Raw genomic sequence first — 11,887 nt, 5'->3', positions numbered from 1 at the left:
CCTCAGACCGGCACCGGCGCGGCCACGGGCGCGGGGCCGCGCAGCCGGGCGCGCAGCCACGCCGCCTTGGCCGCCAGGCCGACCACCAGCGCTGTCATCGCCCCGACCGCGCCGAGCACGGGCACCAAGGCCACCGCCGTCACCGTCGTCGCGGCGAGCCCGGCGACCGCGGCCGACCCGGTGGTCCGCAACGCCGCCCCCGTCGTGTTCTCCAGCAGGTACACCGCGTAGACCACGGCGCAGAACACCGTCATCTCCACCAGCGTCACCCCGGCCAGGACGAACGGGTCCGCGCCGAGCGCGCGCACCGCGGCGACACCACCGTCCGCCCACGCCAGCGCCGCGACGCCCAGGACGACGCCGAGCGCGACCGCCGTGACCGCGACGGCCGCCCCGCTGATCCTGCGGGCCCGGGCCCGGCCGGTGCGGCCCGCCGTGCCGCGCAGGCGCAGGGACGTGGCGGGCTGCGCGATCCGCAGCACCAGCAGCGCGAGCCCGCCGAGCGTCGCGGAGGCCAGCAGCGCCAGGTAGACCATCGCCACCTCGGCCGGGGCGACCAGCGCGGCGAGCGCCACATAGGTCACCGAGATGGACGCGGAGTCGGCCACGTCGGTCACCGAGGCGAGCAGGGCCCTGCGGGTGAGCAACCGGCCCAGACCGGCCCTCGGCCGCGCCGGGCGGACCCGGACGGCGGGCACCAGCGCGGCGAGCACCCCGCACACCGCGAGCACCCCGGCCACCAGCACGAGCAGATAGGCGTACGGCTCCAGATACCCCGCGACCGCCAAGGCCGTGGCGAGGAGGACATGGCCTGCCAGAACGGTGAACGCCAAGCCGTCGCGGGCCGGGTGCCCGAGCAGGCGGTGCGTCGAGGCCAGCGCGGACAGCAGACCCTGGCCGGACAGGTAGACCGCGCCCAGGCCGTAGAGAGCCGGTTGACCGCCGACCGGGGCAAGGGCGGCGGCGACCGCGACGCACACCGCGACGGGAGCGGCGGCGCGCGCCAGCAGCGCGCGGGTCGACTGGTGCGCCAGCCGCGTCGTCCTCGGGACCGAGGTGAGCAGCGTCTTCTCCGCGCCCATCACCAGGAACACCAGGAACACGAAGGTCCCGGTGGCGGCGACGTACTGGCCGAACCGCTCGGCGCCCCACGCCGGGAGCAGCACGACCGCGGACAGCGAGATGCACGCCCGCGCGGTGCCGCGCCCCGCGATGACCCGCAGGGCGCCGCCGAGGGTCGAGCGCGCGGTCACGGCCGCACGGCGGGGGTCAGCCGCCCGCCTTGACCGGCTCCGGCTCGGCGCGCTCGGGCGCGGCCGGGGCGCGCCGCCCGACCAGCCTGCGCCAGAACCGGTCCGGCAGCGTCAGCACCAGGACCGCCAGGACGACGTGCACGCCGATGAAGACGAACGCCTCGTTCTTGGTCAGCTCGTGTCCGACCCGGACGGTCATGTGGTCGGCCCACGACCACACCTCCGGGATCGGCGTCCACTTCGGGTCGGTGTGCGGGTTGATCGTCAGGTACGCCAGGTCCTCCAGGCCGGACAGCTGCAGCAGGATGCAGGCGTAGCCGAGCCGCCGCGCCGTCCCGCCCGAGCCGCCGCCGAGGCGGAAGGCCAGCACGAAGGCCAGGATCAGGAACGGCGTCAGCATGAGGACCAGGTAGTAGACGCCCTCGCCGAAGAAGATCTTCGGCACGAAGTAGGTGAAGTACACCAGGAAGCACACCGGGACCGCGGCCAGCGCGATGCCCCTGCGCACGGCCGCGCTCAGGTTCATCGCCGCGATCGCCTCGACGGCGAGCACGAACGGGAGGAGCTTGACCAGGAGCACCCAGACGTTGGGGATCTCCTTCTCGTGGGGGAAGCCGAAGTAGACCGCCGCCGCGGCGGCGAACGCCGCCACCGTCAGGACGACGAAGGTCCGATGTGTCCGCAAGCCGGACTGCTCGACGGTCATGAACGCTCCAGAATCCTCTGCCCATCCGTGTCGGGGCATCGTAGCCACCGGCGTCGGGATGGGAAGGGGGTTCGGCGAACCGGCCTAATGGCCACGTCCGTTCGGCGGCGGTTCCCAGCGGTCGCGGCGAAATCCGGCGAAAACTGGCCCGATCGTCGCGTTGATAACGGGCGAAATGGCGGGTAGCGTCCGCACGCCCGACCCCGGGCGCGAATTCGTCGAAAAATCGAAGGGACGTGGCGGTGGGCGCCGAATCCGACCCGCAGGCGGCCATCGAGGCGCATCTGACCGCGATCGTCGAGCGCGATCTCGCCGCGTACTCGGCGACCCTGCACCCGGACGTCACGGTGGTCGTCCCCAGCGGGCGGGTCATGACCGGGGCCGCCGAGGTCGCGGCCTTCCACGCGGAGTGGTTCGCCGAGACCGCGTGGACCTACCGGACGGTCACCAGGCACAGCGTCACCACGGCGGTCTCCGCGGTGCGCGTGGTCGAGGTGACCTACGTCGACCACCCGGGCGCGGAGCCGTCCCGGTTCGTCATGGGCCTGACGTTCACCCGGCAGGACAGCCGCTGGTTGCTCATCCACGACCAGTGCACCGTCCTCCGATCGGAGTAGTTCCCGATTACCGGCATTTCGGGTGGATAACGCTCTTTCCCGACACCGAGCCGATTGTTACAGTCCGGGCACTTCGCGCCGTGGGGAAAGGGCGACGCAAGATGGCAGATAGCGTTCTCATCACCGGGGTTGCCGGGTTCCTCGGCAGCCACGTGGCGGATTGGTTGCTCACCAACGGCTACCGGGTCCGCGGCATCGACAACATGATGGATGGTTTCAAGGAAAACGTTCCCGACGGCGTCGACTTCCGGGTCGCCGACTGCCGCAACGCCGCCGAGTACGAGGACATGCTCGACGGCGTGGAGATCGTCTTCCACTGCGCGGCCGCGCCCTACGAGGGCCTGTCCGTGTTCGCGCCCTACATGGTGAACGAACACACCACCGGGGCGACCGTGGCGATGCTGGCGGCATCGGTGCGCGGCGGCGTGCGGCGGTTCGTGCACTGCTCGTCCATGTCGCGCTACGGCGCGCTCGTCCCGCCGTTCACCGAGGACATGCGCCCGGAGCCGCTGACCCCGTACGGGATCGCGAAGTACGCAGCGGACCTGCAGGTGGCGGCGATCGCGGGCGTGCACGGCATGGAGCACAACATCGCGGTGCCGCACAACATCATCGGCGCGCGCCAGCGCTTCGACGACCCGTACCGCAACGTCGCCGCGATCATGATCAACCGCGTGCTGCGCGGGCTGCGGCCGGTGATCTACGGCGACGGCAGCCAGCTGCGCTGCTTCAGCTTCGTCTCCGACGTCGTGTCGTGTCTGACCAAACTGGCCATCGACCCGGACATCGTCGGCGAGGTCGTGAACGTCGGGCCGGACGAGGGCACCGTCACGGTGCTCGAACTGGCGCAGACGATCTGCGACATCATCGGCGTGGACTGCGACCCGATCTTCATGCCCGCGCGGCCGCTGGAGGTGCACCACGCCACCTGCAGCTCGGACAAGGCGCGCAGGCTCCTCGGCTACCGCACGCAGGTGGGCCTGCGCGAGGGTCTGACCGAGATGGTCGAGTGGATCTCCGCGCAGGGGCCGAGGGAGTTCGACTACAACCTCGACCTGGAGATCGTCACCGAGCTGACCCCGGCGACCTGGACCCGGCGGCTGATGTGAGCGGCCTGACCGCGATCGTGCCCTGCTACAACGAGGGCGCCCAGGTCGACGTCGCCTACCAGGAGGTGTGCGCCGCGCTCGGCACGATCGACGACCTGGAGTTGCTGTTCGTCGACGACGGCAGCCGCGACGACACCCTGGAGCGGATCAAGCGCATCGCCGAGACCGATCCGCGCGTGCGGTACGTGTCCTTCGCCCGCAACTTCGGCCTGCCCGCCGCGGTCACCGCCGGGTTCCGGTACGCGAGCAGGCCGTGGGCGGTGCAGCTCGACGCCGACATGCAGTTCCCGGCCGCGGAGACGTGGCGGCTGCTGGACGCCGCTGGCGACGGGTACGACGTCGTGTTCGGCATCCGCGCGGACCGCAAGGACTCCGTGCTGCGGCGGATGGGCGCGGCGGGCGCGCACTGGGTGGCGCGCCGCTGGCTGCGCGTCGAGGTGCCGCACGGCGCCACGTCGTTCCGGGTGGTGCGCACCGAGGTCGGCCGCACCATCGTGAACCTGCCCACGGGCAACTCGCACTTCGTCGCGAAGGCCCCGCAGATCGGCGCCCGGTGCGCCACCGTGCCCGTCGCCCACCGCGAGCGCGCCGCGGGCACGTCGAAATTCCGGATCGGACGGCTGGCCGGGGACGCGTTCGAGCTGTGGTTCGGGTTCTCCTGGCGGCCGCTGAACGCGGTGTACCTGCTGGCCGCGCTCGCCGCCGTCGCCGCGGTCGTGCTGTCGGTCCTCGGGGTGGCGGGCGTCGTGGGCGGCACCGCGCTGCTGGTGGCCTCGCTGCTGGTGTCGGCGGCCACCGCCGCGGGCGTGGCCGTCGTGGGGCGGTACCTGTACCGGCGGATGATGGACGTGCGGCCCCGGCGGATCTACTACGTGCGGGAGGCGAACTTCCCGGTGTCCGACGAGGACCGGCTGGACCGGGGCGTGCCCGCCCCGCCGCCGCCGCGGCAGGCCGAGGCGCGGACGGTCCCGCGGTGAGCGCCGGGGAGCTGCTGGTCCTCGGCGCTGGCGAGGAACAGGTCGTGCTGTACCAGGAGGCGCGCAGGCGCGGGCTGCGGACCATCGCCGTGGACATGCGCGCGGACCGGCCCGGCATCGCGCTGGCCGACGAGTTCCTGAAGATCTCCACGATGGACCACGCGGCGATCGCCGACGCCCTGCGCGGCAGGCGGCTGGCCGGGGTCGTGTCGACCGCGGCGGACACCTGCCTGGAGTCCTGGCACCACCTGTCCGTCCACTTCGGAACGCCCTGGGTGTACCCGGCTGAGGCGGCCGCGGCGTCGATGGACAAGTCGGCGTTCCACCGGATCGCGGGCGCGGCAGGCGTGCCCACCTACCGCTGGGCGCAGTCCGACGACCTGGTGGAGCTGGCCGACGCCGCGCGCGGGTTCCGGTTCCCCGTGGTGGTCAAGCCGACCGACGCCTCCGGTGGCCGCGGCGTGACCGGCGTGCCGGACCCGGGCGAGCTGGACGCGGCGCTGAAGCACGCGGCAGGCCACTCGCCGCGCGGGCAGGTCATCGTCGAGGAGTTCGTCGAGGGCGTGAACTACACGGTGAACGTGTTCATGTCCGGCGGCGAGGTGGCGCTGAGCGTCATCACCGAGAAGGCCATCCTGCCCGGCCCCGGGTTCCTCATCGGCGGCCACACCGCCCCCGCCCGCCTGTCGCCCTCGGTCGAGGCGGCGATGACCAGGGAGGCGCGCGACCTCTGCCGCGCCTTCGCCCTCCACGACGGCCCGGCGAACTTCGACGTGGTCGTCCGCCCGGACGGCACGCGGTACACCCTCGAGGTGGGCGCCCGCATGTCCGGCAACGGCTTCCCCCGCCTGGTGTCCGCCCTGGCCGGGGTGGACTGCGTGGCCGCGCTGGTCTCCCTGGCCATCGGCGAGCCGGTCGACCTGACGCCGACCCACCTGCGCCCGACCCGCCTGCACGTGCTCACCTCCCCCCTGCCCGACGCAGGAGAGTTCGTCGCGGCCCGCGGCCTGGCCGAGGTGGCGGCGATGCCGGACGTGACGTCGGTGGAGCTGTTCGTCGCACCGGGCGACATCGTCCAACCGTTCACCGAAGCGGGCCGCAAACTCGGCTGGGTCGTGGTCACCGCCGACGACGCGGAGGACCTGGAGCCCCGCGTGTCCGAGGTCGTCGCGGCACTCGACCTGGCTGTCCGGCCACTGGGCGTCAGAGAAGGGCAGGCCGCGGCGAATACCCGGTGACGACGAAATCGAGCAATAGTCACCACACCGCCGTTTCCTGGGCTTCCGCCGCGGAATGCGCAAAAGCGTGACACGCGCTCGGGGCGCCCACTAAGATCATCTTCGGTGATCGGTGGGCTCCGCGAAAGGTCCGACGCGTGGCAGTGACGAAGCGAATTGTCTGCCTGGCCAACTCGCGCAAACACCAGGGCCGCTGCGTGGCGGGGATCGACCTGGATTCCGGCCGGTGGATCCGCCCCATCAGCGAGCGCCCGGGACACGAGATCTCGGCGTCGGAACGCCAATACGAGGACGGCTCGGAACCGGCGCCGCTGGACGTCCTCGACGTGCCGCTCATCGGGCATCGGCCCGCCGAGGTGCACCGGGAGAACTGGCTGTTGGACAGCGGCAAGCGCTGGCGGCGGGCGGGCCGGATGACGTGGGACGACCTGCTCCGGTTCACCCGCGACGCCGGGCCTTTGTGGATCAACGGGCACAAGACGAGCGCGGGCCTCAACGACTTCGTCCCGGGCTCCTGCCAGGACACCCTCTCCCACTCGCTCAGACTGGTCCGCGCTGATCAGGTGGCCGTCAAGGTCAGTCCCGCGCACCGGTTCGCCAGCGACCGGCGCCCGGTCGTCCGCGCGCGGTTCGAGCACGCGGGCCACGCCTACGCCCTGAAGCTGACGGACCCCGTGCAGGAGGAGCGGTACCGCGCTCGGGGAACCGGGTCCTACCCGCTCCGCGAGTCGATCCTGACGGTCAGCCTGGCCGAGGAGTTCGACGACCGGTTCTACAAGCTGGTAGCGGCTATCATCGAGCGGCCACCGCCTAGCTGAGGAACAGCCCCGCATGAGCGACGCAGCAATACTGACCATCGGACACTCGACACACCGCGTCGAGACCTTCGTCGCATTGCTGCGCAAACACGGGATCACGGCAGTCGCGGATGTGCGCTCGACGCCATTCAGCCGGTTCACCCCGCAGTTCAACCGCGGGCAGATCGAGCAGAGCCTGAGCGAATCGGGCATCAAGTACGTTTTCCTGGGAAAGGAACTCGGGGCCCGATCCGAGGACGCCGCGTGTTACGAGGACGGCCGGGTCCACTACGCGCGTCTCGCCGCGAGCGACGCTTTCACGAACGGGATCGACCGGCTCAGGAAGGGCGCGGGCACCGAACGCATCGCCGTCATGTGCGCCGAGGCCGAGCCGTTGGACTGCCACCGCACCGTTCTCGTGGCCCGGGTGCTCACCGATCTCGACGTGCCGGTCGACCATGTCCACGGCGACGGGTGGATCGAGCCCCACGACGCGGCGATGGAGCGCCTGATGGCGAGGTTCGGCCTGGCGGAGCCGGACCTCTTCCGCACCCGCGGGGAACGCATGGACGAAGCGCTGCGCCGCCAGGAGGAGCGCATCGCGTACGTGGACGAGACCCTGCGCGCGGAGCGGGCGGACCTGCCATGAGGATCTACACCATCGGCTTCACCAAGAAGTCGGCGGAGCGGTTCTTCGGCCTGCTCCGCGCCGCCCGCGCGGACACGCTGGTCGACGTCCGGCTCAACAACGTGTCGCAACTGGCGGGCTTCGCCAAGCGCGACGACCTCAGGTTCTTCCTCGCCGAACTCTGCGGCATGGCCTACGCCCACCGTCCCGACCTGGCGCCGACCCAGGACATGCTCGACGCCTACAAGAAGAACGGCTCCGGGTGGGCGGCCTACGAGGAGCGCTTCCTGGAGCTGATCCGGCAGCGCCGGATCGAGCACACGCTGCCGACCGGCCTGCTCGACAACGCGGTGCTGCTGTGCAGCGAGGACAAGCCGCACCAGTGCCACCGGCGCCTGGTCGCCGAGTACCTGGCCGAGCGCTGGGACGACGTGACCGTCGAGCACCTGACCTGACCGGGCGGGGGCGCCGCTGTCGAGACCGGCCCGGCTCTCACGAGGGCGGGTCGGCCGCCCTGTCGCGGTTGCGCCAGATGACCGGGGTGCCCGGCGGGACGTACTCCGCGGGCCGGGTCGGCGGCGGGGGCGAGTCGGGGTCGTAGGCGAGGCCGACGCCCCGGGCCAGCGCGGCGACGGCGGAGAGGCCCCCGGTGGCCGCCTCGACGCCGAAGTAGGTGCGGCTGGTGGGCGGGTAGCCGATCAGCTCGACCACCTTGGACACCCCCGGCGGCCTGCCGTACGCCAGGTCCCAGGTGTCCCAGAGGTACAGCGCCCCCCACGTCTCGCCCTCGGGCCCGGTGGAGGCGACCCAGATCTTCTGGTGCAGGCCGGGCACCGTCGAGTAGGCCTCCACGGCGTAGTCGCGCAGGTGGGACCGCAGCGAGGCCACCGTCTGGATGGACAGCGAGAGGTCCCAGAGCACCAACGACACGAACACGCGCTCACCCCGTCCGCGTGGCCGCGAAGTCCCGGATGACGCGGCCGACGTAGTCGATCATCTCGTCGGTGATGCCCGGGTACACCCCGATCCAGAACGTGTTGTCCACGACGATGTCGCTGTTCGCCAGGTCGCCCGCCACGCGGTAGGCGACGTCCTGGTAGGCCGGGTGGCGGGTCAGGTTGCCGCTGAACAGCAGGCGCGTCCTGATCTGGCGGGACTCCAGGTGCAGCTGGAGGTCCTTGCGCGTGAAGCCAGCGTCCGGCCGGACGGTGATGACGAAGCCGAACCAGCTCGGGTCGCTGCCCGGGGTCGGGCGGGGCAGCAGGAGGCCGGGGACGTCGGCCAGCTCGCCGTGCAGGCGCTTCCAGTTCCGCCGCCGCGCGTCGCCGAACTCGGTGAGCTGGTCGAGCTGGCGCAGCCCCAGGGCGGCCTGCAGGTCGGTGGACTTCAGGTTGTAGCCGATGTGGGAGAAGGTGTACTTGTGGTCGTAGCCCTCCGGCAGGGTGCCCAGCTGCCAGCCGAAGCGCTTGTGGCAGCGGTCGTCCTCGCCGGGCTCGCACCAGCAGTCGCGGCCCCAGTCGCGGTAGGACTCCACGAGGTGGGCCAGGTCCAGCCGGTCGGTGAGCACGCAGCCGCCCTCCCCCATGGTGATGTGGTGGGCCGGGTAGAAGCTCACCGTGCTCAGGTGGCCGAACGTGCCGGTCAGCCTGCCGTTGTAGAGGGAGCCGACGGCGTCGCAGTTGTCCTCCACCAGCCACAGGCCGTGCGCGCGGGCCAGTTCGGCGATCTCGGCCGCCTCGAACGGGTTGCCCAGCGCGTGCGCGATCATGATGGCCCGGGTGCGCGGCCCGATGGCCTCGGCGACGCGGTCCGCGGTGGTGTTGTAGGTGCCCAGCTCGATGTCGACGAAGACCGGCACGAGGCCGTTCTGGATGATCGGGTTGACCGTGGTCGGGAAGCCCGCGGCCACGGTGATCACCTCATCGCCCGGGCGCAGCCGCTCGTCGCCCAGCTCGCGCGCGCCGAGGGCGGACAGGGCCAGCAGGTTGGCCGACGACCCCGAGTTCGTCAGGTGGGCCTTGCGCAGGCCGAAGTGCCGGGCGAAGGCCCGCTCGAAGCGCACCGAGTACACCCCGGACGCGATCCGCAGCTCCAGCGCGGCCTCCACCAGCGCCATCCGGTCCTCGGCGGTCAGGACCGCGCCGGAGGACAGGATCGGGGTGCTGCCGGGCACGAACCCCGCGGTCTCGGCGCTGCCGTGGTACTCGCGGACCAGCTCCATGATCTCCGCTTTGCGGTCGCCGCTCATCTCGCTCGCCTTCCAGCCGGGCCGAAGTTCCAGATGTGGTGCAGGGTGTCCGCCAGCCCGTGCCTCGGCGCCCAGCCGAGGTCGGCGCCCGCGCGCCGGATGTCGGCCAGCTGCCAGTCGCTGCCCGCGGCGCGGGTGTGCCCGCGCGGGGCCCGGCGCTTGACGATCCGGTAGCCGACGCCGCTGACCTCGGCCAGCGCGCGGACCACGTCCTCGGCGGCGCGGGCGGTGCCGGAGCCGATGTTGACCACCCCGGCGCCCCGGGTGGCCGCCGCGGCCACGGCGGCGGCCACGTCGCGGGCGTCCACGAAGTCGCGGGACTGCGGCAGGTCGAGCAGCTCGATCACGGCGGGGCGCCGCTCCGCGCGGGCCGCGCGCAGCGTGGCCACGGTCGACCCGAGCACCGACGCCGGGGACATGCCCGCGCCGATCGCGTTGAACACCCGCAGCACCACCGCGTCCCCGCGCAGGCGCAGCACGGCGGCCGTGCCGTCCAGTTTGGTCCTCCCGTAGTCGCTCATCGGCTCGGCCGCGGTGTCCTCGCCGATCGCGGCGGGCGGGTCGACGGGGCCGTACTCCAGCGACGACCCCAGGTGGATGAACCGCGCCGGGCAGTCGGCCATGGCCTCGGCGAGCAGGCGGGGCAGCTCGATGTTGGCCCGCCTGCGGGCGGCCGGGTCGGGCCGCCACGTCTCCCCCGCGGCGTTCACCACGACCGCGGGGGCCAGCTCGCGCAGCGCGGCGGCGAACTGCTCGCGGTAGCCGCGCGTCGGGTCGAGCACGACGGTGCGCCCGGGCACTGCCGGGTCGCGGGTGGTCACGGTGACCTCGTAGTCCTCGGCGAGCGCGGCGGCGATGTGGCGACCGAGGAAGCCGGTGCCGCCGACGACGAGGGCGCGCTGCCGGGTCACCACAGGCTGTGCAGGCAGGTCACGAGGCTGCGCGCCTCGACGTTGAGGTAGTGGCTGTGCCGCAGCAGCTCGATCAGCTGGTGCAGCGCGACCCAGAGGTAGTCGGGCGGGACCTCGGCGGGGAAGTCCGCGTCCACCTCGGCCACGACGTAGCGGTTGACCGCGTGGTGGAAGCGCCCGCCCTCCTCGGACTGCAGCACGTCGTACCGGATGCGCGCCGCATCGATGCCGAGCAGGTAGTCCAGGAAGCGCGGCCGGACCGCGGGGTCGGGGTGGCTGCCGGGCAGGCACTGCACCGTGGGCGCCATCTCGACGCGGTCCAGGTAGCCGTGCTGGACGCGGGCGTGCACCAGGAAGTGCAGCACGCCGTCGAACCGCCGGGCGAGGAAGGCGACCACGCCGCGCTCGGCGGGCGCCAGCAGCGGCTGGGACCAGCGGCTGACCTCGCGGCTGCCCGCGGTCACGTCCACGGCGATGATCTGGAAGTGCCTGCCGTCGGCGCGGCCGATCCGCTCGCCGTCGCGCGACCAGCCCGCCACGCCGTCCAGCGGGCGCCGCCGCACGGTCAGCTCGCTGCGGGTCTTGGCCTCGGTGAACCAGCTGCGCACGTCCGCGTCGCGGTGGCGGGCGCCGAGCGCGGGGTCCAGCGAGCGGGTCAGCGCCGTGACGAACGGGTCGGCGTCGGCGGGCGCGCCGGGGCGGGCGAACGGCAGGCACGACAGCACCGTGCGGGCGTCCATGTTGACCAGGTTGTCCACCCGCAGCATCGCCTGCAGCTGGCCCAGGGTCAGCCAGCAGAAGTCGTCCAGCGTCGGGATGTCCTCGGTCACCTCGACGACCATGTTGCGGTTGCGCTTGTGCAGGAACCACGAGCCCTGCTCGGACTGCAGCACGTCCACCAGCACGCGGGCGTTCGCGCGCCGGGTGAAGAGCTCAAGGTAGGGGATCTCCCTGCCCTGGTGCACCCGCGTGTAGTTGCTGTGCGTGGCCTGGACCGTCGGGGACAGCTGCACCCCGTTGACGTTGCCGGGCTCGACCTTGGCCTGCATCAGGCAGTGCAGGACGCCGTCGAACTCCTTGACGACGATGCCCAGGATGCCGATCTCGGGCTGGACGATGATCGGCTGCTCCCAGTCGCCCTGCGCCGACGCGACGGCCAGGCCCTCGACGGCGAAGAACCGCCCGCTGGCGTGCCGCAGGTCGCCGGTGCGCTCGTCGAACCCCCAGCCCCGCGCGCGCTCGAACGGGATCGGGGCGACGGCGAACTCGGTGGCCGCGGCGCGCTCGGCCAGCCAGGCGGGGAACTGCGCGCTGGGCAGCCGGGGGCTGTCCGGCGTCCAGACGGACTCGGCCAGCCGGACCGCCGTGGCCGGGCTGTCGGGGTAGAGCAGGGAGCGCGCCAT

At 72.3% G+C, this 11,887-nt stretch carries 13 protein-coding genes; 7 read left to right on the top strand and 6 right to left on the bottom strand.

Features of this window, described 5'->3' with window-relative positions; genetic code table 11:
• Positions 1-2: 2 nt before the first annotated feature.
• Both Actkin_RS12245 and Actkin_RS12240 read right to left on the bottom strand, forming a co-directional pair.
• Entirely contained in the window at positions 3-1,253 is a 1,251-nt protein-coding gene (locus Actkin_RS12245) for a hypothetical protein (RefSeq protein WP_258907239.1), read from the bottom strand.
• Between the two features lie 16 nt (positions 1,254-1,269).
• Positions 1,270-1,959: a hypothetical protein gene (locus tag Actkin_RS12240; protein ID WP_189212725.1), complete on the bottom strand. Its 690-nt coding sequence runs from the start codon at positions 1,957-1,959 to the stop codon at positions 1,270-1,272.
• 242 nt (positions 1,960-2,201) lie between these two features.
• On the opposite strand from Actkin_RS12240, the gene Actkin_RS12235 reads away from it, so the two are divergent.
• The 7 genes from Actkin_RS12235 (at position 2,202) to Actkin_RS12205 (ending at position 7,780) form a co-directional block, all read left to right on the top strand.
• Positions 2,202-2,576, top strand: a complete 375-nt coding sequence (locus Actkin_RS12235; RefSeq protein WP_189212724.1) for a nuclear transport factor 2 family protein — start codon at positions 2,202-2,204, stop codon at positions 2,574-2,576.
• Between the two features lie 101 nt (positions 2,577-2,677).
• On the top strand, positions 2,678-3,685 hold the full coding sequence (locus tag Actkin_RS12230) for an NAD-dependent epimerase/dehydratase family protein (protein WP_258907238.1): 1,008 nt from the start codon (positions 2,678-2,680) through the stop codon (positions 3,683-3,685).
• Complete coding sequence (locus Actkin_RS12225; protein ID WP_258907237.1) at positions 3,682-4,662, top strand: glycosyltransferase family 2 protein; 981 nt, start codon at positions 3,682-3,684, stop codon at positions 4,660-4,662. Before Actkin_RS12230 ends, Actkin_RS12225 begins: the two co-directional genes overlap by 4 nt.
• Positions 4,659-5,900: an ATP-grasp domain-containing protein gene (locus Actkin_RS12220; RefSeq protein WP_258907236.1), complete on the top strand. Its 1,242-nt coding sequence runs from the start codon at positions 4,659-4,661 to the stop codon at positions 5,898-5,900. The genes Actkin_RS12225 and Actkin_RS12220 overlap by 4 nt, the downstream gene beginning before the upstream one ends.
• 137 nt (positions 5,901-6,037) lie before the next feature.
• Positions 6,038-6,718, top strand: coding sequence for a dual OB domain-containing protein (locus Actkin_RS12215; protein WP_258907235.1), 681 nt, complete (start codon positions 6,038-6,040; stop codon positions 6,716-6,718).
• 13 nt (positions 6,719-6,731) lie between these two features.
• Positions 6,732-7,346, top strand: a complete 615-nt coding sequence (locus Actkin_RS12210) for a DUF488 domain-containing protein (protein ID WP_258907234.1) — start codon at positions 6,732-6,734, stop codon at positions 7,344-7,346.
• Positions 7,343-7,780, top strand: coding sequence for a DUF488 domain-containing protein (locus Actkin_RS12205; RefSeq protein WP_189212719.1), 438 nt, complete (start codon positions 7,343-7,345; stop codon positions 7,778-7,780). Before Actkin_RS12210 ends, Actkin_RS12205 begins: the two co-directional genes overlap by 4 nt.
• Positions 7,781-7,817: 37 nt before the next feature.
• Here Actkin_RS12205 and Actkin_RS12200 read toward each other — a convergent pair whose 3' ends face one another.
• Genes Actkin_RS12200 through Actkin_RS12185 form a run of 4 tightly spaced genes read right to left on the bottom strand, consistent with a single transcriptional unit; the run spans position 7,818 to position 11,887 of the window.
• Positions 7,818-8,261, bottom strand: coding sequence for a hypothetical protein (locus Actkin_RS12200; protein WP_258907233.1), 444 nt, complete (start codon positions 8,259-8,261; stop codon positions 7,818-7,820).
• A gap of 4 nt (positions 8,262-8,265) precedes the next feature.
• Entirely contained in the window at positions 8,266-9,573 is a 1,308-nt protein-coding gene (rfbH, locus tag Actkin_RS12195; RefSeq protein WP_258907232.1) for a lipopolysaccharide biosynthesis protein RfbH, read from the bottom strand.
• On the bottom strand, positions 9,570-10,484 hold the full coding sequence (locus Actkin_RS12190; protein WP_258907231.1) for an NAD-dependent epimerase/dehydratase family protein: 915 nt from the start codon (positions 10,482-10,484) through the stop codon (positions 9,570-9,572). The genes rfbH and Actkin_RS12190 overlap by 4 nt, the downstream gene beginning before the upstream one ends.
• Positions 10,481-11,887 carry an NDP-hexose 2,3-dehydratase family protein gene (locus Actkin_RS12185; protein WP_258907230.1) on the bottom strand — a complete coding sequence of 469 codons (1,407 nt, stop codon included), beginning with the start codon at positions 11,885-11,887 and terminating at the stop codon, positions 10,481-10,483. The genes Actkin_RS12190 and Actkin_RS12185 overlap by 4 nt, the downstream gene beginning before the upstream one ends.

The sequence above is a fragment of the Actinokineospora sp. UTMC 2448 genome, assembly GCF_024760565.1.
GTDB classification, from domain to species: Bacteria; Actinomycetota; Actinomycetes; order Mycobacteriales; family Pseudonocardiaceae; genus Actinokineospora; species Actinokineospora fastidiosa.
This window is presented reverse-complemented; position numbering and strand designations above follow the sequence as displayed.